Annotated in this window: 20 protein-coding genes; 9 read left to right on the top strand and 11 right to left on the bottom strand. The window is 58.0% G+C overall.

What is annotated here, in order from left to right; translation table 11 throughout:
* Positions 1–629 precede the first annotated feature (629 nt).
* A complete protein-coding gene (gene aroD / locus J3348_RS09430; RefSeq protein WP_207698844.1) occupies positions 630–1,385 on the top strand; it encodes a type I 3-dehydroquinate dehydratase in 756 nt (251 codons plus the stop codon).
* An 18-nt stretch (positions 1,386–1,403) separates the two neighbouring features.
* The gene (locus J3348_RS09425; protein WP_005937604.1) at positions 1,404–1,688 is read left to right on the top strand and encodes a hypothetical protein; all 285 of its coding nucleotides are present in this window, start codon (positions 1,404–1,406) and stop codon (positions 1,686–1,688) included.
* Positions 1,689–1,756: 68 nt separating this feature from the next.
* On the opposite strand, the gene J3348_RS09420 is transcribed toward J3348_RS09425, so the two are convergent.
* The 8 genes from J3348_RS09420 to J3348_RS09385 form a co-directional block, all read right to left on the bottom strand.
* Positions 1,757–2,968, bottom strand: a complete 1,212-nt coding sequence (locus J3348_RS09420; protein WP_207698843.1) for an NADP-dependent isocitrate dehydrogenase — start codon at positions 2,966–2,968, stop codon at positions 1,757–1,759.
* Positions 2,969–3,052: 84 nt separating this feature from the next.
* Entirely contained in the window at positions 3,053–4,240 is a 1,188-nt protein-coding gene (locus J3348_RS09415; RefSeq protein ID WP_207698842.1) for a pyridoxal phosphate-dependent aminotransferase, read from the bottom strand.
* A gap of 19 nt (positions 4,241–4,259) precedes the next feature.
* On the bottom strand, positions 4,260–5,441 hold the full coding sequence (locus tag J3348_RS09410) for a cation diffusion facilitator family transporter (RefSeq protein WP_207698841.1): 1,182 nt from the start codon (positions 5,439–5,441) through the stop codon (positions 4,260–4,262).
* A 183-nt stretch (positions 5,442–5,624) separates the two neighbouring features.
* On the bottom strand, positions 5,625–7,265 hold the full coding sequence (gene ptsP, locus J3348_RS09405) for a phosphoenolpyruvate--protein phosphotransferase (RefSeq protein WP_207698840.1): 1,641 nt from the start codon (positions 7,263–7,265) through the stop codon (positions 5,625–5,627).
* A 105-nt stretch (positions 7,266–7,370) separates the two neighbouring features.
* Positions 7,371–7,634: an HPr family phosphocarrier protein gene (locus J3348_RS09400; RefSeq protein ID WP_005937619.1), complete on the bottom strand. Its 264-nt coding sequence runs from the start codon at positions 7,632–7,634 to the stop codon at positions 7,371–7,373.
* Positions 7,635–7,927: 293 nt separating this feature from the next.
* The gene (locus tag J3348_RS09395; protein ID WP_005937622.1) at positions 7,928–8,650 is read right to left on the bottom strand and encodes a DUF4830 domain-containing protein; all 723 of its coding nucleotides are present in this window, start codon (positions 8,648–8,650) and stop codon (positions 7,928–7,930) included.
* A gap of 364 nt (positions 8,651–9,014) precedes the next feature.
* Positions 9,015–9,872, bottom strand: a complete 858-nt coding sequence (locus J3348_RS09390) for an HAD-IIB family hydrolase (RefSeq protein WP_207698839.1) — start codon at positions 9,870–9,872, stop codon at positions 9,015–9,017.
* A 14-nt stretch (positions 9,873–9,886) separates the two neighbouring features.
* Positions 9,887–11,083: a GH25 family lysozyme gene (locus J3348_RS09385; RefSeq protein WP_242702932.1), complete on the bottom strand. Its 1,197-nt coding sequence runs from the start codon at positions 11,081–11,083 to the stop codon at positions 9,887–9,889.
* A 342-nt stretch (positions 11,084–11,425) separates the two neighbouring features.
* On the opposite strand from J3348_RS09385, the gene J3348_RS09380 reads away from it, so the two are divergent.
* Positions 11,426–12,484 carry a PTS sugar transporter subunit IIC gene (locus J3348_RS09380; protein ID WP_005937634.1) on the top strand — a complete coding sequence of 353 codons (1,059 nt, stop codon included), beginning with the start codon at positions 11,426–11,428 and terminating at the stop codon, positions 12,482–12,484.
* 173 nt (positions 12,485–12,657) lie between these two features.
* Here the strand turns inward: J3348_RS09380 and J3348_RS09375 are convergent, their stop codons facing one another.
* Together J3348_RS09375 and J3348_RS09370 are read right to left on the bottom strand one after the other, a co-directional pair.
* Positions 12,658–13,167 (bottom strand): 8-oxo-dGTP diphosphatase, encoded by a 510-nt coding sequence (locus J3348_RS09375; RefSeq protein ID WP_044953245.1) that lies wholly within the window; start codon positions 13,165–13,167, stop codon positions 12,658–12,660.
* A 164-nt stretch (positions 13,168–13,331) separates the two neighbouring features.
* A complete protein-coding gene (locus J3348_RS09370; RefSeq protein ID WP_097781238.1) occupies positions 13,332–13,925 on the bottom strand; it encodes an RICIN domain-containing protein in 594 nt (197 codons plus the stop codon).
* A gap of 224 nt (positions 13,926–14,149) precedes the next feature.
* Here J3348_RS09370 and J3348_RS09365 point away from each other — a divergent pair, with 224 nt between their 5' ends.
* From J3348_RS09365 to J3348_RS09340, 6 genes are all read left to right on the top strand, one after another.
* Entirely contained in the window at positions 14,150–14,671 is a 522-nt protein-coding gene (locus J3348_RS09365) for a nitroreductase (protein WP_097774276.1), read from the top strand.
* An 8-nt stretch (positions 14,672–14,679) separates the two neighbouring features.
* Positions 14,680–15,174, top strand: coding sequence for a GNAT family N-acetyltransferase (locus J3348_RS09360; protein WP_005937642.1), 495 nt, complete (start codon positions 14,680–14,682; stop codon positions 15,172–15,174).
* 102 nt (positions 15,175–15,276) lie between these two features.
* The gene (locus J3348_RS09355; protein ID WP_005937644.1) at positions 15,277–15,576 is read left to right on the top strand and encodes a YerC/YecD family TrpR-related protein; all 300 of its coding nucleotides are present in this window, start codon (positions 15,277–15,279) and stop codon (positions 15,574–15,576) included.
* A 161-nt stretch (positions 15,577–15,737) separates the two neighbouring features.
* Positions 15,738–16,289 carry a DJ-1 family glyoxalase III gene (locus J3348_RS09350; RefSeq protein ID WP_154260631.1) on the top strand — a complete coding sequence of 184 codons (552 nt, stop codon included), beginning with the start codon at positions 15,738–15,740 and terminating at the stop codon, positions 16,287–16,289.
* Between the two features lie 14 nt (positions 16,290–16,303).
* A complete protein-coding gene (locus J3348_RS09345) occupies positions 16,304–17,188 on the top strand; it encodes a fumarylacetoacetate hydrolase family protein (protein ID WP_207698837.1) in 885 nt (294 codons plus the stop codon).
* A 148-nt stretch (positions 17,189–17,336) separates the two neighbouring features.
* The gene (locus tag J3348_RS09340) at positions 17,337–18,287 is read left to right on the top strand and encodes an ROK family glucokinase (RefSeq protein ID WP_207698836.1); all 951 of its coding nucleotides are present in this window, start codon (positions 17,337–17,339) and stop codon (positions 18,285–18,287) included.
* A 62-nt stretch (positions 18,288–18,349) separates the two neighbouring features.
* Here the strand turns inward: J3348_RS09340 and J3348_RS09335 are convergent, their stop codons facing one another.
* On the bottom strand, positions 18,350–20,140 hold the full coding sequence (locus J3348_RS09335; protein ID WP_207698835.1) for an ABC transporter ATP-binding protein: 1,791 nt from the start codon (positions 20,138–20,140) through the stop codon (positions 18,350–18,352).
* Between the last annotated feature and the right edge of the window lie 70 nt (positions 20,141–20,210).

Genomic DNA, 20,210 nt, shown 5'->3' with positions numbered 1-20,210 from the left:
TGTGTTAGGCGCGCCGCCAGCGTTCGTCCTGAGCCAGGATCAAACTCTTTATAAATGATATTTATCACTTAAAAGTGTTAAATCTTGTTCGCTCAGCACGCAATCGCTTGCGTCCTGTGTGAATTACCTTTGGAATTGTTTTTAGTGTTTTTCCAAACACTTAAAAGGTTCCTTACAAGTTTTTCGATATTGTTCAATTTTCAAGGTCCTGTAGCGCCTCAGCCTTGCGGCTGACGACCTGTTTATTTTACCACTGAAGTGGTTTTTTGTCAAGCCTTATTTTTTAGAAGCTTTTGAACTTTCTGAACTTGGATGTCTTGAAGTTTCTCGGAACAAACCGGTCTTTCTTGACGTCTATTGGTTCTTTTCAAGGGCTTCCTGCTGAGACTTCGGAAGTCATTCTTTTGCCTCAGCGCTTGGCGCTCAAGTATAATACCACACCCCTGCCTCCTTGTCAACACTTTTTGACAGATTTTTTCCAATTTCTTTGCAGAATAAAGAATCCCCCTGTTTTTCACCCGTTACAGGACGTGCCTTTTTCTTGACAAGGCGGCGGGTAGAACGTATTATGGAGTTATCCCCGTATCCTGTATAAGGTAGCTATACTTATTACATAAAGGAGAAGCGCCATGTCCTGTGTCAACATCCGCGGCTGCTGCATCGGCGAGGGCCGCCCCAAAGTTATTATTCCTATTGTAGAGCCCACGGAAACCGCCGTTCTTGAAAAAGCTGCCGAGTTTTCCACATTGCGCGCCGATTGTGTGGAATGGCGCATCGATTGCTTTGAAGGCGCAAAAGACCTTCCGGCCATCGTGCACTGCGCCGCAAAGCTTCGCGTTGCCTTAAAGGATCAGCTTCTTCTTTTCACCTTCCGCACAAAGGCCGAGGGCGGCAAAGTCGCTCTGGCCCACGAAGAGTATCTTCATTTTATCCGCACCGTTCTTGCCACCGACTGCGCCGATCTGATCGACATTGAATTTTTCACCGCAGGCGCAGAGCTTCCTGCGCTGATCGAAGAAGCCCACACCGCCGGGGCTGCAGTGGTGTGTTCCAGCCACGACTTCCATAAAACGCCGTCGCGCGCCGAACTGGTGAGTCGTATGGTTGCCATGCAGCGGTCCGGGGCTGATCTGCCCAAACTGGCTGTGATGCCCCAGAGCCGTGCCGACGTGCTGGAGCTTCTGGCTGCCACCGCTGAAATGGCCGACCGGCATCCGGAGACTCCCATCATTACCATGAGCATGGGAGCTCTGGGCGCGGTGAGCCGCCTTTCCGGCGAAGCCCTTGGCTCCGCCATGACCTTTGCCAATCCCGGGCAGGCCAGTGCACCGGGGCAGGTATCGTTGGAGGTCGTAAACGAAGTATTGGATGCACTGCATTTATAAATCCCGAAAGGAGCTTTTATGAAAAAGAAGTATTCTGCTCTCCCAGAACTTCTTTTGCGAAGTATTTTTTACACGCTTATCAATTATGTGCTTCTCAGCATGGTGCTGTCTTTTCGGCTTCATTGGAGCTCCATTCTGTTTTCTGCTGCCATGCTGTGGTTTGCTTTGGATTATTCAAAGACCATCCAGCAGTTGACCGGCAAACGGCTTCTCGCAGACCTTTTGTGGCTCGGCTGCATTCTCATCAGCACATTTATTGCATTCTTTGTCGGGTACATTCAAGGCTCGTTCGCATCATTTTAACGAAAAAGACCGGAGCTGTAGGTCACACTTACAGTTCCGGTCTTTCTTTTTATGTCACAAAGAGATGATTATGCCATCTTGGCTTCCAGACGGGTGCGGATGGCCTTGATAAAGCCCTCGCTGTCCACAGCGGTGGGGGTGATGCCCTCAGCCAGACCGCACAGGTCTTTCGTCATGATGCCGTCGTTCAGGGTCTGCAGGCTGGCGGCTTCCAGTGCCTCGCCAAACTTCACCAGCTCCGGCAGGCCGTCCAGTTCACCGCGCTTCTTGAACGCGCCAGACCACGCAAAGATGGTAGCCATGGGGTTAGTGGAGGTCTTTTCGCCCTTCAGGTACTTATAGTAATGGCGGGTGACGGTGCCGTGGGCGGCCTCGAACTCGTATTTGCCGTCCGGGCTGACCAACACGCTGGTCATCATTGCCAGAGAGCCAAAGGCGGTGGAGACCATATCGCTCATTACGTCACCGTCGTAGTTCTTGCAGGCCCAGACAAAGCCGCCCTCGCTGCGAATGACGCGGGCAACGATATCGTCAATGAGGCTGTAGAAGTAGGTGATGCCTGCGGCCTCGAACTTTGCCTTATACTCGGCGTCGTACACCTCCTGGAAGATATCCTTGAAGGTGTGGTCGTACTTCTTGGAGATGGTATCCTTTGCGCCGAACCACAGATCCTGCTTCACATCCAGTGCGTAGTTGAAGCAGCTGCGGGCAAAGCTGCGGATGGAATCATCCTTGTTGTACTGGCCCTGCAGAACGCCAGCGCCCTCAAAGTCAAACACGGTGGCGCGCTGCTCAGAGCCATCGGCACCGGTGAACACCAGTTCAGCCTTGCCTGCACCCGGGATGCGAAACTCGGTGCACTTGTACACATCGCCGTAGGCGTGGCGGGCAATGGTGATGGGCTTTTTCCAGTTTTTGACCACCGGCTTGATGCTGTCGATCATGATGGGTGCGCGGAACACGGTGCCGTCCAGCACCGCGCGGATGGTGCCGTTGGGGCTTTTCCACATCTCATGCAGCTTGTACTCGTCCATGCGCTGGGCATTTGGAGTGATGGTGGCGCACTTGACCGAAACGCCGTACTTCTTGTTGGCAAGGGCGGCATCCATGGTCACCTTGTCGGCGGTAGCGTCGCGGTTGGGCAGGCCCAGATCGTAATATTCGGTCTTGAGGTCCACAAACGGAAGGATCAGTTCGTCCTTGATCATCTTCCACAGAATACGGGTCATTTCGTCGCCGTCCATCTCGACGAGGGGCGTGGTCATTTTGATCTTTTCCATAGCAGGGTTCCCTTTCCTCTCTTTGGATCGTTTTTCCAGCCGCGCTGCACTGCCAGATGCCGCGCGGGCAGTTCGGCAGAATGTTTATTTGCGGTAAGCGGCTGCCAGCTTTTCAAGGGCCGGCAGGCTGCGCTTGACCTTTTCGGTATCGATGCAGTAGGCAAGGCGCACATAGCCCTTGACACCGAAGCTGTCGCTGGGCACCAGCAGCAGGTCAAACTCCCGGGCCTTCATGCAGAAGGCGTTGGCATCCTCTTCCAGAGCCTTGGGGAAGATGTAGAAGGTACCGCCGGGGCGCTCCACCTCAAAGCCCAGCGTGGTGAGCTTATCGTACAGCAGGTTCATGTTGGTCTCATACACACTCAGATCACTGGTCACATCCTGACAGCGGCTCACGGCCCGCTGAATGATGCTGGGCGGGCAGTTGTGGCCGGTGAAGCGGGAGATCTGGGCCATCATGTCCACCAGCACATCCTCGCCCTCACAGCCCGGACGCACCGCCACATAGCCAAGGCGCTCGCCGGGCAGGCTCAGGCTCTTGGAATAGGAGAAGCAGGTGAGAGTGTGGGGGTAGAACGCCGCCGGGTAGGGCACCTTTTTGCCGTCGAATGCGATATCCCGGTAGGGTTCATCGCTGACGAGGAAGATGTTGTGGCCAAAAGCCTTGCTCTTCTCGGTCAGGATCTCGGCCATGCGGGTGAGCGTCCCGGCAGAGTAGACCACGCCGGTGGGGTTATTGGGGGTGTTGATGAGCACACAGGTGGTCTTTTCGCCGATCATCTGCTCGAATGCGTCCAGATTGGGCTGGAAGGTCGGTGCCTGCGGCGGCACCACCTTGAGGACTGCCCCGGTGCCCGCCACATAGGGGCCGTACTCCGGGAAGTAGGGCGCAAAGGTGAGCACCTCGTCGCCGGGCTGCGTGACCGCACGGATGGCATGGGCAATGGCACCCGCCGCACCGGTGGTGGGGAAGATGTGCTTCTGCTCATAGGGCAGGCCAAAGGTCTTTGTCAGGTGCGCTGCCACATCGGTGCGGAAGCCCGGGTCACCCTGACTGGGGCAGTAGCCGTGCAGATTTACCGGCTCTTCGTTGGCCAGCAGATCCTGCATAGCGGCAGTGAACTCCTGCGGGCAGGGCACGCTGGGGTTGCCCAGCGAGTAATCGAACACGTTCTCATATCCGATCTCGGCAGCACGCTGCTTGCCGTACATAAAGGTCTCGCGGATGACGCTCTTATTGCCGAGCATCGCGCGATAAGTCTCGTTCAGCATAATACTTTCCCCCGAGAGTTTATTTGTGGGCAGCCGTATAGCTCTGCTCCACCTTGATGATGCAGCTGTAGGCTGCATCCTGTTCCTTGATGAACTGTTCCAGCTGAGTCAGCAGCTCTACCTTATCCCCTGCATAGCCTGCCGGCAGCACCAGATCGAACAGCACATTGGTGTGGGTTCTGCCCGGCACGATGCGCAGATCGTGCAGCGAAAGCTCCGGGTCCATCTGACGCAGCTTTTCGGTCAGGCGGGCACGCAGCACCCCCACTGCGGCGTCCGAGGTGACGATGGGATCGTAGTGGATGGTCACCATGAGGTTGTCGTTTTTAAAGAAGTCCCGTTCGATGTTGTCGATCAGGTCGTGTGCCTCCAGCGGGTCCTGCTCGGCGGGCAGCTCCACATGCAGGGAGGCGAACTGGTGTCCCGGGCCGTAGTCGTGCACCATCAAATCATGCATCCCCAGCACGCCGGGATAGGAGAGCACCTTCTGCTCGATGTGGTCCACCAGATCCTCGCTGGGGCTTTCGCCCAGCAGCGGGCTGAGCGTATCCATCACAAGGCCCCAGCCGGAGATCAGGATGAACGCCGCCACGCCTACACCCATCAGGCCGTCCAGCACATCCCAGCCGGTCACGCGGCACAGCACCGCCGCAATGAGCACCGCGCCGGTGCTCAGCACATCGTTGCGGCTGTCGGCAGCAGTGGCAATGAGGGTCTCGGAGCCGATGATGCGCCCGATGGTGCGGTTGAAGCCGCTCATCCACAGCTTGACGAGGATGGACGCCGCCAGCACTGCCACCGTGAGCCAGCTGAACATCACCGGGGTGGGGTGCAGCACCTTGACCACCGATTCCTTCAGCAGCGAAAAGCCGATGCCGAGAATGGTCACGCTGACTGCCAGCCCCGCCAGATATTCATACCGGGCATGGCCGAAGGGGTGCTCTGCGTCCGGGGCCTTGGCGGCCAGCTTGAAGCCCACCAGACTGACCACGTTGGACGAGGCGTCCGACAGGTTGTTCAGGGCATCTGCCATGATGGCAATGGAGCCGAACAGGGTGCCCACGGTCAGCTTGCCCAGACACAGCAGCAGGTTGCACGCCATACCCACCCAGCAGGCAAGGTTGCCATAGGCGGCGCGCACCTTAGGTTCCTGCGCACGGTCGGGCTGGCGAATGAAAAGACGGATCAAAAACTGAGTCATAACGGTCCTCCATGGGCAGCGCTGGACACCTGCATACCCTGTCATCGCTTATAGTATAGCATTTCGCTTTATCGTTTTAAAGTATTTTCCGAAAACTTTTGCCCGGTATAGAAAGACCCCGGCAGAGCGGGATGCCCTGCCGGGGAGCTTTATGGGAACGGTAAACCGGGATTCTCGGATGAATTACTTCTCAGAAGGCTTGCTCAGGTCCACGCTGCGGATGATCTTGCGCACCGGCAGGATGCTCTTGGCATTCATGGACAGCTCGTCCACGCCCATGCGCAGGAAGGTCTCGGTCAGGGCGGTGTCGGCACCCAGCTCACCGCAGATGCCCACCCAGATGCCGTGGCGGTGGCCCGCCTCAATGGTCATCTTGATGGCGCGCAGCACAGCGGGATGGTGCGGGTTGAAGAACGGCTCCAGCTTTGCATTCTGGCGGTCCAGCGCACAGGTGTACTGGGTCAGGTCGTTGGTGCCGATGGAGAAGAAGTCGCACTCGGCAGCCAGCTCGTCCGCAATCAGCACAGCGGCGGGGGTCTCGATCATGGTGCCCACCTCGATGTTCTGGCCCATCTTCACGCCCTCGGCGGTCAGTTCTGCGCGGCACTCTTCCAGAACAGCCTTGGCATCCTGCAGCTCCCGCAGGCTGGTGATCATGGGGAACATGATGCTCATGTTGCCGTAGGCAGAAGCACGCAGCAGAGCGCGCAGCTGGGTCTTGAAGAAGTCCCTGCGGGTCAGGCAGATGCGGATGGCGCGGTAGCCCAGAGCGGGGTTATCCTCGTGATCCAGCTTCATGTAATCGACGGTCTTATCGGCACCGATGTCACAGGTACGGACAACCACCTTGCGGGGAGCCAGACTCTCCACCACCTGCTTGTAGGCCTCGAACTGGTAGTCCTCGGTGGGGAAGTCCTTGCAGTTCAGGTAGACGAACTCAGTGCGGAACAGGCCCACACCGCCAGCATCGTTCTGCTGCACAGCACCCACATCGCTCATGCCGCCGATGTTGGCAAAGACATTGATGGTCTTGCCGTCCAGCGTGGTGTTGGGCTTGCCCTTCAGCTCCTGCAGCAGGGCCTGCTTCTTCTGATCTTCCTGCTGGCGCTTCTTCAGGCTCTTGAGCAGGTCGGGGGTGGGGTCAACGTAAACGCAGGCGTTGTAGCCATCGATGACCGCCATCTTGCCGTCCCAGTCGTCCTGAATATCCTTGCACTGGATCAGGGCAGGGATGTTCATGCTGCGGGCCAGAATGGCGGTGTGGCTGTTGGAGCTGCCCTCACGGGTGATAAAGCCCAGCAGCAGGCTCTTATCCATGCGGACGGTCTCAGACGGGGCCAGATCCTCCGCGACCAGAATGCTGGGCTCGGTGCCCTGCAGGCTGGCGTTGTCCACCCCCTGCAGGATGTCCAGAATGGCCTGTGCGATATCGATGACATCTGCACTGCGGGCCTGCAGATACGGGTCATCCATGGCGGCGAACACCGCAGCCTGATTGTTGCCTGCCGTCTTGACGGCGTACTCGGCACACTTTTTCTGGCTGTTGATGATCTCCTTGATGGCATCCACAAAGTCGTCGTCTTCCAGCATCATGGCGTGGATGTTGAACACCTCGGCGATGTCCTCGCCAGCCTCTGCCAGTGCCTTTTCATACAGCGCAGTCTGCTGCTCAATGGCCTTCTGCTGCGCTTCTTCAAAACGCGCCACTTCCGCTGCGGTATCCGCTACCTCTGCGGCAGAAATGGCAGTATCCTTTTTCTTGTAGATCTTGAGCTTGCCGATGGCGATGCCATTCAGGATGCTCTTACCGGTGCCTACCTGCATTGCACACTACTCCTTCTTCATCTGTGCCGGGGCCGCACTGCTCCGACAGTCCAAAAAAGCCCCCGCAGCTCACCCGCGAGGGCCTTCCTCATCTTAACTGCGGAATCAGACGTTCTCGGTCAGGAACTTCTGGATGGCTGCTGCAGCAGCTTCCTCGTCGTCGCCCTCGACCTTGACGGTAACGGTCTCACCCTGCTTTACACCCATGCCCATCAGAGCCATCAGCTTGCGCATATCGCAGCTCTTGCCGTCCTTTTCCAGGGTAGCGCTGCTGGCAAAGCCCTTGACGGTCTTGACGAGCAGGCCGGCGGGACGAGCGTGGATGCCGCATGCATCCTTAACGGTATACTGGAATTCCTTCATAATCATTTTCTCCTTACTTGATCCCGTGCGGCGCTTCTGCACTTGCACCAGACGCGGCCGAGCCGCGGCACGGTTGATACATCTATTATAAACCCTTGCCGGGAATTTTTCACCATTTCATATTGCTAATTTTTTATGCAAAATTTTGGTACAATTGAACATACAAATGTGACAAAAATGCACGCATTTCACTTTTTCTTCTGCTTGTGTGCAAATTTTAGGCAAATTGCGGCCTGATTTTGCATCAAAACCCGAAGCTGTTCCCGGTCGTTTCCGGCTTTGGCAGGTCGTTCCGGTGCTTATTCCACCGGATATCCCTCGGCATCCAGCGGCAGTTCCGTATAAGGCACAGCCTGCGGCACGGCATCCGGCTCACCGGAGGTCTGCTGGGCGGTCAATTCCTCGTCATGGCGTTCGCCCCAATCGCCGCTGTAGTCCTCGCCGGAGGTCTGCTGGGCCGGTTCGCTGCCGGTCAGCTCTTCGTCGTGGCGCTCACCCCAGTCGCCCTCGTAGTCCTCGCCGGAAGTCTGCTTTGCCTCAGCTTCCGCCATGGCGGCCTGCATGTCTTTCAGGCCCACCACAACGCCGGAGGGCCGTTCCAGCAGGTAAGCTCCCACGGCCTTTTTGCGGTACACCAACAGCACGCCGTAGCGGCTGGTCTCTCCGCTGCTTGCCGCCGGGATCAGCGCCGTCCATTTTTCCACGGTCTTGCCCTTGTAGCGTGCAAGGTCCATGCCGCTCTGCTGCACCACCCCGTTGAAGGCCGAAAAGCTGTCATCCCACTTGCGGGGGATCTTGACCTTGTCTGCCGTGATGGATGCGCCGTCCACATCCAGACCGTAGCCGGTGAACCATGTCTGGATGTCCTGTGCACTCTCAATTTTGTTCACCGCCGCCGAGACCGCAACGGTGCGGTTGCTGATGAACCGGCCCAGCAGAGCACTGCCCACCACCAGTGCGCAGCACATGGCACCCAGACCCAGTTTTTTCAGGCTCGTTTTGCTCAGTGTAACTACAAACATATCCCCATGCCTCCCCAGCCTGTTTATTGCTCTGAGAACAATTTATTCAGAGTTCGGGCAGGTTATGACGATTTAAAATGCCCACCGTTTCACTCTGGGCATATTCAGCGGAAATATTATTTTGTTTTCGCGTTTGGAGTGGCCTGCGGGCCGCTCCAAACGCATTTTTACAAAAAGAGTCGCTGCCGGAAAATGCATTTTTTCTGCTGCACGACGGCTGCAAACCGACAGCAGCAAAATACCGCTACCCGTTACGTCCCCTTCCCGTGAAAAAGCAAATCAGCCAGACCCGCAGGTCTGGCTGATTTGCAATACTAAAAATAATTATTTCCTCTATTATTGTCAGAGTGAAGCGGAGACAATTCTAAATCGTCACGTCTCCGTGCGCTTTTACAAAATCCTCCGGCGAGACTTCGCCGTTCTGGCGGAGCACCTGTTTCAGCACCTGCATCACGCCGTATTCCCGGTGGGACGGTGCCAGGAACGACACCTGCGCCCGCAGCGGTCCGCTGCCGTTCTCCATCAAAAAGCCGTACTTCGCGGTGGTGAGCATCTCGGCATCGTTGTAGGTGTCACCAAAGGCCATCATGCTGTCGGCCGGAATGCCCAGCAGTGCACCCACCTTTGCCAGTGCTGCACCCTTGTGCACGCCTGGGTTCATCACGTCCACCCAGTTTCTGCCTGCCACTGCCACCGAGAATGCACCGCCATTTCCGGTGTGGAATGCGCCGTAGATCCGGTCGAAGGCTTTCTGCGAGTCGTCGTTGGGCAGATAGACGGTAAACTTATCCGCCGCCGCTTCCACCGCAGTCAGGTCATCCACGTATTCCACCCGGGTATAAAAATTCTTGAAAACTTTATCGTATTTCTCGTCCTGCTTTTCCGCGTAGGCCGCCTGCAGTCCGCACAAAAGTCCCACGTCTCCGGCCTGCTTTGTGCTGCGGGCCAGCTGCCGCCAGCCCTCGGCAGGCATTTCGGACACAAACAGGTCTTTCCCCTTCCAGCGAGCAGCGCCGCCGTTGTCGCCAATGAGAATGATCTCCTCCAGCAGATCCGGGAACATCGTTTCCAGTGTGTACAGAGGCCGCCCGCTGGCGGCGGCAAACAAGATGCCATGCCCGGCCAGTGCACGGATGGTCTCGGTAAACTTTGGCGGCAACTGGCTGTACTCGTCCAGAAGGGTCGCGTCCATGTCCGATGCGATCAGGCGAATGCGGTCCATTGCAGTTTCCTCACTTATCCGATGTAGCTGATGTTCACGTCCATATCGCCCTTATAGCCGGGCAGGCGTGCCGTGCAGGTGCCCTGCCACAGGGCGCAGTCGATGGGGCTGCTGGCAACACCATAATGTGCGTTCCAGATGGTATATTTTTTCAGGCTGTTCAGATTGACACGCTTGCGGTACCACAGGGTAGAGGCATACACACCGGGTTTGTAGCCCTGTGCCTTGACCTCCTCACAGAAGGCGATGGCGCACTTGGTGCGGTCCTCCATACCCAGACCGTCGGCGCGGCCGGAACCATTGGAAGCGCCGGATGCTTCGGTGTCAAAGAAGATGGGGTAATCCAGCTTGCGTCCGTTCAGTACGTAGGCGCAGGCAAAGGCTTCCTCCTTGGCTTCCTCCTCGGTGGTGGCCTGACTGAAGAAATACACGCCCACCTTCAGGCCCGCATTCTTCACATTGGTGAAATGCTCCTCGAACATGGGGTCCAGCACCAGCGTGCCGGAAGCACCATAGCCGCGGTAGCCGATGCGGACGATCACAAAGCTCACGCCTGCCTTTTTGATCTGGTTCCAGTCGATGTTCTTCTGATACTTGGAAACATCCACACCAAAGGTCTTGCCATTTTCCAGCACACCGTCCGCATTGAAGTAATAGAGTTTATTGTCGATGCACTGGATGCCGGTCACCGGCTTGTTGGTGGTCTGGCTGTAGTAGTAGGTCTTGCCGCCGGAGGTGCGCCAGCCGGAATAGACCGGCTCCGTATCGCTCTTGCCCAGCCAGCCGAACAGGAAATTGAGCAGCCAGCTGAAAAATCCGTTCTCATCGCTCAGGTCGATGCACTGGGCCTCGGCGGCATCCATGGCACCGGCATCCAGCGCGGCACGGATCTCTTCCGGTGTCAGCACCACGCTGTTTTCCGGCGTGTGCTGGTTCGTGCTGTTCTCCTCCGCTTCAGTGGCCTGTACAGGCGGCGCTTCCGGGTCCTGTGCAGCAAGCTCCGGGGTCTCCGTCTGCAGGGTGGGCATTGCCGTTTCCTGCTGTGCAGAAATAGTCTCGGTCACTGCCGCGGTACTTTCTTCCGGCTGTGCAGCCAGTGCCAGCGGTGCGCCCATTGAAAAGGTCATTGCCAATGCCAGAACTGCCGCTGCGCACCGCGTTTTGCCGCGGGTGCCGCGGGCAGTCAGTTTATTCCAGAACGTTTTTTTCATGCTGTGCTCCAAACCTCATGCATTTTTATCGGGATGCCGCCCTTCACAAAAAGGGCGGCGTTTCATCTTCTCAATACTCTTTCAGTATACACCCGCGGGCAAGCCCCCGTCAATTGCCGCACACTGCAAAGCGCAGCTCCGAAAAGCTGCCGCCCCGGTATCAGAAAATGCTCCAAAATAGATACGTCTCAGCCCGCAAAAACATTGCACAAAGCCAAAAATTGCAGATATTTCCAGCAAAATCAGCATTTTGTCTTGCTGTCTTGACATGTGTATGGTATTATACTTGACATGCAGTTTTTGCATTGAATCCACCATCTTGAAACAGAAAGGCAGTTTCTCATGTCAAATGTGAAAGATTTCTTAAAACGCAAGGATATCGTCATCACCCCGCAGCGCTATCTCATTGAAGCGCTGGGTGCCATGGCGCAGGGCCTGTTTGCCAGCCTGCTGATTGGCACCATCATCAAGACGCTGGGTCAGCAGACCGGCCTTGACGTGCTGGTAGACCTTGGCGGCTACGCCACGGCCATGAGCGGCCCGGCCATGGCCTGCGCCATTGGCTGGGCGCTGCACTGCCCGCCGCTGGTGCTGTTCAGCCTGATCACCGTAGGCTACTCGGCCAATGCTCTGGGCGGCGCAGGCGGCCCGCTGGCCGTGCTCATCATTGCCATCGTGGCTTCCGAGCTGGGCAAGGCCGTGAGCAAGGAGACCCGCGTGGACATCCTCGTGACCCCGCTGGTGACCATTTTTTCCGGCGTGGGCCTTTCCATGCTGATCGCCGCACCCATTGGCGCTGCTGCAAGTCAGGTGGGCACCCTGATCATGTGGGCCACCGAACAGGCTCCGCTGGTCATGGGCATTCTGGTATCCGTCATTGTGGGCGTGGCGCTGACCCTGCCCATTTCCTCTGCCGCCATCTGCGCCGCGCTGGGTCTGACCGGCCTTGCCGGCGGTGCCGCCGTGGCAGGCTGCTGCGCCCAGATGATCGGCTTTGCCGTGATGAGCTACAAGGAGAACGGCGTGGGCGGTCTGGTCAGTCAGGGCCTTGGCACCAGCATGCTGCAGATGGGCAACATCGTCAAGAACCCCCGTATCTGGATCGCGCCCACACTGGCCAGTGCCATCACCGGCCCGCTGGCCACCTGCGTGTTCCACTTTGAGATGAACGGTGCCGCCGTGTCCTCCGGCATGGGCACCTGCGGTCTGGTAGGCCAGATCGGCGTGTACACCGGCTGGGTCAGCGATATTGCCGCCGGTACTAAAGCCGCCATCACCCCGATGGACTGGGCTGCCATGGTGCTGCTGTGCTTTGTTCTGCCCGCCGTGCTGAGTGTGATCTTCTGCGAGATCGAGCGCAAGCTGGGCTGGATCAAAGAGGGCGATCTGAAGCTGAACTAACTTTTAGAATTGTCTCCGCTTCGCTCTGACAATATCAGCAGAAAAATATTTTTATATATAGCAACGCCGGAATGACTGCGGTCATTCCGGCGTTGCCTTTTCACGATAAGGGGCCGGGCGGTGAACAGCCTTTTGCTACCGTCAACCTGCAGCTGTCGCACAGCAGATGGAGCTCAAACGATTCGTTTCCCGTCCAGCACTGCCTGCGTGAGGGTGTCGCCTTCATACACCAGCTTGAGGGAGAAATAAGGCCGTTCCTCATTCAGCAGCCGGAAGAAGATTTTGTCGCCCTCCCAGATGGGCAGTTCAGCTGCCTTATCCTTCGGCACCCATTCCAGTACGCCTTCCCTGCAGGCATCGCCCTGCACCATCTCGCCCGTCCATTCATCAGCGGTGTACAGGTGGATGAACTCGGTCATGTTGCCCCAAATAAAGGTCAGCAGGCCCCGGGCGCGGAAGCGCTTCAGCGTCAGGCCGGTCTCCTCCTTCACTTCCCGCAGCAGGCAGTCCTCCGGGCTTTCAAACCGCTCAAACTTTCCGCCCACGCCGATCCATTTGTCGTGGTTGTAGTCGTCCTGCTTTTTGATGCGGTGCAGCATCAGGTAGGCATCGTCCCGTTCCAGATAACACAGCGTGGTGCTGAAAATGGGAAATTCCGGGTTCATGAAGGCTCCTAGATTCATTGAGTTCTCCTTTTGATCTTGTTTTTGTGGAAAATGCCGTTTTTCGCTGCGGCCTCTCCCGTGAAAAAACACCCCCGGCAAAGCCCGCAGGCTTTGCCGGGGGTGCAAACCAAAAATAACTTTTTCCTCTGAATATGCCAGAGCAACGCGGCGGCAATTTAAAATCATTGCCCCTTCCGGCTTGCTCTTCCCTTGCCCGCATTGTTCAGCTTGCGCACAAGGTCGTTCTGATGCTTGCGCTGGCTGGGCGTGGGCTGCGGGTCTTTGGCCTCCTCAGCGCGGCGGCCGCTCTGGGCGGTGTCCGGATCGATGCGTTCCAGCGTCCACTCCTGATTGCCGCCGGCCACAAAGTTCCAGATCTGGGCCTGTGCGCCGTTGGAGGTGTTCATACCCACAAGGTCGATGTATTTATCCGCCAGCACATTGCGGATGCGGGTGCGCCCGCTGCGGGTGGGCTCCAGCGCCCAGCACTGACTCAGCCCGCTGGTGCGGTCCCACTGGTGCAGCCATGTGCCCTCCACCACACCGCCAAGGGCCAGATCCATCATCTTGCCGGTAAAGCGGTTGCAGATGCGCCAGCGGCCCTCGCCTGCATCCACGAACTGCCACTGCTGCCACGGATGGCCTGCATAGCTCCACAGCTGGATGGCCGCGCCGTTCTCGGTGTTGAAGTTCTTTACTTCCAGTACCTTTCCATTGGGGGCTTTGATGATATAAAATTCATTTTCCAGAATGACTGCCTGTGATGCCTTTGCCATAGAGCACGACTCCTTTCCAGTTTGGTAGCCCTATTATAGCGTATTTGTCCTTTGGCAGCAAGAATGCTTTTCCATAATCTTTTTACGTTTTATTGTGCATTTTGACATGATTCCCGCAACGATAACGTTTACGCGCAACAAAACCGTCTCTGCAGGGAATTTCTTTACACTCCGGCCTGTCTTGTGATACAATAAAGGCACATGCTTTTAGGGAGGGATTTGGAATGACCAACGAAACCTTGGAAACCATTAAAAGCCGCCGCAGCTGCCGTGCCTATAAGCCGGAGCAGATCACCGACGAAGAGCTGAATGCCGTGCTGGAAGCCGGCACCTACGCTGCCAGCGCCATGGGCCGCCAGAGCGCAAAGATCGTGGTGGTGCAGGACGCTGCCACCCGCGCCCAGCTCACCCGCATGAACGCCGCTGTCATGGGCAAGGACACCGACCCTATGTACGGCGCTCCTACCATTCTGGTAGTGCTGGCCGATGCCGGTTCCAAAAATGCCGTGCAGGACGGCAGCCTTGTCATGGGCAATCTGATGCTGGCCGCGGCCTCGCTGGGGCTGGGCAGCTGCTGGATCAACCGCGCAAAGGAAGAGTTTGAATCCGACGAGGGCAAGGCCCTGCTCCGGCAGTGGGGCATCGAGGGCGATTGGGTCGGCGTCGGCCACTGCATTCTGGGCTATCCTGCTGCAGACCCCAAGCCCGCCGCCCCCCGCAAGCCGGATTATATCGTAAAAGTATAAGGAGAACTATGAAGCCTGATTACAAGCTGGTCGCCAAGGCCAAATATATCCACGCCACCGCCGACCTTGCCAGTGAACTCTGGCACGAGGTGTACAAGCGCTACTATCCCGCAAAGCAGCTGGACACCCTTGTGGAAGAGCTGCAGAGCGCAGACGCCATCGAAGCAGACATCGACAACGATGTGAACTATTTTCTGGTCGTTCTGGGCGGCAAAACCATCGGCTACTTTGCGTGGAAGATGGAGAACACCGCCCTGCACCTGATGCACCTGTACCTCAAGCCCGAATACCGCGGCAAGGCACTGGGCCGGGACATCGTGCTCTCCTGCGAGCGGCTGGCCCGCGGCGAGGGCAAGGGCCGTGTGTGGTGCACCGTGCACGCCAAGGCCCTGCCGGTGCAGCAGTTCTTCAAGGCCCTGCGCTACCGCAATTTAAAGCCCGCCGAGCAGGAAAACGGCACCGTCCCCCGGGACGAAGTGGTATTTGAGCACACGCTGGGCTAAAAAGCCGCAAATGCTATTGAAATTTCTCCCCGTTTGTACTACACTGGTGTAGTGTAATAAAGTGTCTGCCTGTGGGCGGCATCTGCAAAAAAGGAGAACAACATGGCAAAAGATCATCCTACCGGCCAGTCCGGTCTGTATCAGGCATTTTTGCAGCTCAAGACCCCGGAACAGTGCTACCGTTTTTTACAGGATGTGTGCAGCTATTCCGAGCTGAGCGCAATGGAGCAGCGCTACAACATTGCCGAAATGCTGGTGGACAAGCGCATCTACACCGAGATCATGGATAAGACCGGTGCATCCAGCGCCATCATCAGCCGGGTAAGCCGGGTGCTGAGTGCCAACGACAGCGTGTTACGCGCCTTGCTGGAAGCGGAAAAAGCTGCCGACGATCAAAACTGAACTTCCACACAAACCATGCCGCGTGCCGCCCGTGCGGTATGCGGCTTTTATCATTCAACCGGGAAGGCAGAAGTCCCCACGCCAGCGGGGTACTTCTATCGTTTTTCCTCATGCGGCGCAGATGCGCCGTCTTCATCAGAAATCAGGGAGGTTTGATTTTTATGAGCAAAGCTGTTGTATTTTTTGCCGAGGGCACCGAGGAATGTGAAGCCCTGCTGGTGGTCGATCTGCTGCGCCGCGCCAAGGTGGAGGTGACCGTGGCCAGCGCATCCGGCAGCCGTGAGATCGTGAGCAGCCACAAGGTGCATATCACCGCCGACGCACTGGCCGAAGAGGTGGATTATTCGGATGTGGACATAGTGGTGCTGCCCGGCGGCATCCCCGGCACCCCGAACCTTGCCGCCAACAAGACCGTTACCGACACCTGCGTTTCCTTTGCAAAGAGCGGCAAAAAGGTAGCTGCCATCTGCGCAGCACCCAGCGTGCTGGCATCTCTCGGCCTGCTGGAGGGCAGAAAAGCCACGGCGCATGCCGGCTTCCAAGACAAATTGGCCGGTGCCGAGGTGCTGGATACCGAAGTGGTAGTGGACGGCAATATCACCACCAGCTACGGTCTGGGCGGTGCCATCCCCTTTGCGCTGGAGCTGGTGCGCCAGCTGGCCGGGCAGGCTGAGGCCGACCGCATCCAGAACGCCATCGCCTACCGCCACTGAGGGAGGAAACTGAAATGCGTTTTGTCACCTGCCGCCTGCCGGACGGCGTGGAAGATCCGGCCATTCTTTCTGCCGACGGCACACAGATCTGGCCGCTGAGCTGGCTGGGCCTTTCCTATGAAACCTTGTCCGATGCCATCCCCTTTCTGACCCCGCAGGTGCGGGCAGGCCTGCAGCTTGCCATTGCGGGCATCCCGGCCCTGCCCGTGGATGCCGTGCAGCTGCAAAGCCCTATTCCCTGCCCGGCGCAGGATGTGGTGTGCCTTGGCATCAACTACATGGCCCACTCGGACGAAGCGGAGAAATACTCTGCCGATGCCTTTGCAACCAAACATCAGGATGCCATTTATTTTTCCAAGCGCGTTTCCCGCGCTGTGCCGGACGGCGGCTTTATTGAAGCTCACACTGACCTTGTGCAGAAGCTGGACTACGAATGCGAGCTGGCTGTGGTCCTGGGCAAAGATGCCAGGGATGTGCCCGCCGGGCAGACAAAAGACTATGTGTTCGGCTACACCATCCTGAACGACGTTTCCGCCCGCGATGTGCAGACCGCCCACAAGCAGTGGTATTTCGGCAAAAGTCTGGACGGCTTCACGCCCATCGGCCCCTGCATCGTTACCGCAGACGAATTCGACACCTACCCGCCCAAGCTCGGCATCCGCAGCTTTGTCAACGGCGAAAAGCGGCAGGACTCGAACACCGGCCTGCAGATCTTTGATATCGACCACGTGATCCACGAGCTGACGCAGGGCATGACCCTGAAGGCCGGCACCATCATTGCCACCGGCACCCCGGCAGGCGTGGGCATGGGCATGGACCCGCCGCAGTTTTTGAAGCCCGGCGACACGGTGCGCTGTGAGATCGACGGCATTGGCAGCCTGACCAACACCGTGCGGTGAGCACTGGCAATTGTGCCAAACATCCACTGCATTTTCCGTCTGTTTGCATGAAAATCCGCAGCGGCACTGCTCTTTTGCGGGTAGGTGTGGTATACTGGAACACGCGAAATACTGCGGCCGCTGGCCGTCAAAAAGGGGTAAATGAAACATGAAAGAATACGCATTCGGCATCGATCTGGGCGGCACCACCGCTAAGATCGGCCTGTTCAAGACCACCGGCGAACTGCTGGAAAAGTGGGAAGTTCCCACCGACACCTCCAACGCCGGTGAGCACATTCTGAAAAATCTGGCCGCTGCCGTGCAGGGCAAGATGCAGGAAAAAGGCCTTGCCGCTGAGCAGGTAGAGGGCGTGGGCGTGGGCGTGCCCGGCCCTGTTCTGGACAGCCGCATCGTGCCCATCATCTGCGCAAACCTCGGCGGCTGGGGCAAGCATAATGTAGCCGAAGAGCTGAGCACCATGCTGGGCGGCATCCGGGTCCTTGTGGGCAATGACGCCAACGTGGCTGCTCTGGGCGAGATCTGGATGGGTGCAGCCAAGGGCTGCCGCAGCGCAGTCATGGTCACGCTGGGCACCGGCGTGGGCGGCGGCGTCATCGTCAACGGCAAGGTCATCGATGGCACCCACGGTGCCGGCGGCGAGATCGGCCACATCACGGTGGACCGCCACGAGACCGCCGCCTGCGGCTGCGGCAAGCACGGATGTCTGGAGCAGTATTCCAGTGCTACGGGCGTTGTGCGCTGCATGAAGAAGCTGCTGGACGAGAACCCGGACACCCCCTGCACCCTGCGCGGCACCGAGTTTGCCGCCAAGGACGTGTTTGATGCCGCCCGCAATGGCGACGCCCTTGCCGCCCGCGAGGTGGACGAGATGACCGATACCCTTGGCATGGCGCTGGCGACCATTGCCGCCACCGTGGACCCGGAGATGTTCATGGTGGGCGGCGGCGTATCCCGCGCCGGTGATGTGCTGTTTGCCCCGCTGCGGGAGCATTTCAAGGTCTATGCCTTCAAGTCCTGCCGTGAGACCCCCATCGTGCCCGCCATCCTCGGCAACGATGCCGGTATCTATGGTTCTGTGCGCCTGATCGTGGGCGAATGATCCCTCTGTACGCAAAAAGCTCTGCCGTGCTTGCGGCAGAGCTTTTTTGTATGTGTGCTTTTTTACAGTGTATCTTCCCCCGGCAGCTGGTTCCACAGGCGGTAGTAGACGCCCTGCTTTGCCAGCAGCTGGTCATGGGTGCCGGACTCCACGATGCCCTCTTCGCCCAGCACAAGGATGCGGTCGTAGTCCTTGATGGTGGTCAGGCGGTGGGCGATGGTCAGGGTGGTGCGGCCATGGGCCAGCTTTTCAAGGCTCTGGCCCACCAGGATCTCGCTTTCGTTGTCCAGCGCGCTGGTGGCCTCGTCCAGAATGAGGATGGGCGGGTTCTTCAGGAACACCCGCGCAATGGCGATGCGCTGCTTCTGTCCGCCGGAGAGCTTGACACCGCGCTCACCCACATAGGTATCAAAGCCATCCTTCAGGGCCAAAATGAACTTTTCCGCCCCGGCCAGACGCGCCGCTTCCATGATCTCTTCGCGGGTGGCGCCGGGCTTGCCGTAGGCGATGTTCTGGGCCACCGTGCCGCTGAACAGATACACGTCCTGCTGCACGATGCCGATATCCTGCCGCAGGCTTTTCAGGGTGACATGGCGGATGTCCTGCCCATCGATCAGGATGCGGCCGCTGGTCACCTCGTAGAAGCGGGGGATGAGGTTGCACAGGGTGGTCTTGCCGCCGCCCGAAGGGCCGACCAGCGCCAGCCGTTCGCCCGGCCGGATATCCAAGCTGACGTTGTGCAGCACCTTGTTGTGGTCGTCCGGGTACTCAAAGCTGACGTTTTCAAACCGGATGTCACCGGGGCCGGGCTGCAGCGGCACCGCGTCCGGGGCGTCGCCGATGGTCACAGGGGTGTCCATGATCTCGGCAAAGCGCTCGATGCCGGTCATGCCGCGCTGGAACTGCTCGGCAAACTCCACGATGCGGCGGATGGTGGCAATAAGGGTGGTGACGTACAGCATATAGGCCACCATGTCACCGGCGGTGATCCTGCCGTACACCAGCGAGAGGCCGCCTGCCAGAATGACCACCAGATACATCAGGCCGTCGAACAGGCGGGTGGAGGTGTTGAAGGCACCCATGGCGTAGTAGCCGAGGGTCTTGATCTGCTCAAAATCCCTGTTGCCCTTTGCAAACTTCTCGCGTTCCTCATCCTCGGCGGCAAAGGCCTTCACGACACCCTGCCCCAGCAGGCTGTCCTCGATGGTGGAGTTCAGCTCGCCGATCTGCACGCGCTGCTGGCGGAACCGCGCCCGCAGCCGTCCGTTCAGGTAAACGGACACCACGCCCATCAGCGGCACGCAGGCGAACACCGCCAGCGTCAGCGGCACACTGGCCCGGCACAGGATAATAAAGGACACCACGATCTTGATGGCCGCAATGAAAAATTCCTCCGGGCAGTGGTGGGCAAACTCGGTCACATCGAACAGGTCGTTGGTGATGCGGCCCATGATGGTGCCTACCTTGGTGTTGTTGTAGTAGGTGTGGTCCAGCTTGAGCAGGTGGTCAAAGGCATCGCGGCGCATATCCGTCTCGATGTGCACGCCCATGATATGACCGATGCTGGACATGTAATAGCTGGCTGCACCGTCGATGATGCGCAGCACAAAATAGAGTGCTGCCAGCCGCAGCACGATGCCCGCCGTCAGAGTGATGCCCACGCCCATGGCGGCGTTGGTGATAGTGCTCATGATCTTAGGCAGCACGATGTCACACAGGGTGGTCAGCGCCGCACAGAACAGGTCCAGAAACAGGGTCATTTTGTACTTTGCCAGATAGGGCAGAAAACGCCGGATCAGCGCACCGCTGCCTGCGTGGTGCGCCCCGGGGTCGTTGATTTTGGTTTTTGACATGGTTCCTCCGTTTTTTGGTTTCTTTAGGCCTTTACGATTCAGGATGTTTCAGATACTTTTCAGTGGGCTC

The sequence above is a fragment of the Faecalibacterium sp. Marseille-Q4896 genome (assembly GCF_017377615.1).
GTDB classification, from domain to species: Bacteria; Bacillota; Clostridia; order Oscillospirales; family Ruminococcaceae; genus Faecalibacterium; species Faecalibacterium taiwanense.
This window is presented reverse-complemented; position numbering and strand designations above follow the sequence as displayed.

Bases quoted from the DNA above. Each gene is read 5' to 3' on its own strand.
- J3348_RS09400 (WP_005937619.1), bottom strand. From the start codon at position 7,634: ATGATTATGAAGGAATTCCAGTATACCGTTAAGGATGCATGCGGCATC.
- J3348_RS09365 (WP_097774276.1), top strand. From the start codon at position 14,150: ATGACCAACGAAACCTTGGAAACCATTAAAAGCCGCCGCAGCTGCCGT.
- J3348_RS09355 (WP_005937644.1), top strand. From the start codon at position 15,277: ATGGCAAAAGATCATCCTACCGGCCAGTCCGGTCTGTATCAGGCATTT.
- J3348_RS09335 (WP_207698835.1), bottom strand. From the start codon at position 20,140: ATGTCAAAAACCAAAATCAACGACCCCGGGGCGCACCACGCAGGCAGC.
- J3348_RS09410 (WP_207698841.1), bottom strand. From the start codon at position 5,441: ATGACTCAGTTTTTGATCCGTCTTTTCATTCGCCAGCCCGACCGTGCG.
- J3348_RS09370 (WP_097781238.1), bottom strand. From the start codon at position 13,925: ATGGCAAAGGCATCACAGGCAGTCATTCTGGAAAATGAATTTTATATC.
- J3348_RS09390 (WP_207698839.1), bottom strand. From the start codon at position 9,872: ATGGACCGCATTCGCCTGATCGCATCGGACATGGACGCGACCCTTCTG.
- J3348_RS09415 (WP_207698842.1), bottom strand. From the start codon at position 4,240: ATGCTGAACGAGACTTATCGCGCGATGCTCGGCAATAAGAGCGTCATC.
- ptsP (WP_207698840.1), bottom strand. From the start codon at position 7,265: ATGCAGGTAGGCACCGGTAAGAGCATCCTGAATGGCATCGCCATCGGC.
- J3348_RS09425 (WP_005937604.1), top strand. From the start codon at position 1,404: ATGAAAAAGAAGTATTCTGCTCTCCCAGAACTTCTTTTGCGAAGTATT.
- J3348_RS09385 (WP_242702932.1), bottom strand. From the start codon at position 11,083: ATGAAAAAAACGTTCTGGAATAAACTGACTGCCCGCGGCACCCGCGGC.
- aroD (WP_207698844.1), top strand. From the start codon at position 630: ATGTCCTGTGTCAACATCCGCGGCTGCTGCATCGGCGAGGGCCGCCCC.
- J3348_RS09345 (WP_207698837.1), top strand. From the start codon at position 16,304: ATGCGTTTTGTCACCTGCCGCCTGCCGGACGGCGTGGAAGATCCGGCC.
- J3348_RS09340 (WP_207698836.1), top strand. From the start codon at position 17,337: ATGAAAGAATACGCATTCGGCATCGATCTGGGCGGCACCACCGCTAAG.
- J3348_RS09420 (WP_207698843.1), bottom strand. From the start codon at position 2,968: ATGGAAAAGATCAAAATGACCACGCCCCTCGTCGAGATGGACGGCGAC.
- J3348_RS09395 (WP_005937622.1), bottom strand. From the start codon at position 8,650: ATGTTTGTAGTTACACTGAGCAAAACGAGCCTGAAAAAACTGGGTCTG.
- J3348_RS09380 (WP_005937634.1), top strand. From the start codon at position 11,426: ATGTCAAATGTGAAAGATTTCTTAAAACGCAAGGATATCGTCATCACC.
- J3348_RS09360 (WP_005937642.1), top strand. From the start codon at position 14,680: ATGAAGCCTGATTACAAGCTGGTCGCCAAGGCCAAATATATCCACGCC.
- J3348_RS09350 (WP_154260631.1), top strand. From the start codon at position 15,738: ATGAGCAAAGCTGTTGTATTTTTTGCCGAGGGCACCGAGGAATGTGAA.
- J3348_RS09375 (WP_044953245.1), bottom strand. From the start codon at position 13,167: ATGAATCTAGGAGCCTTCATGAACCCGGAATTTCCCATTTTCAGCACC.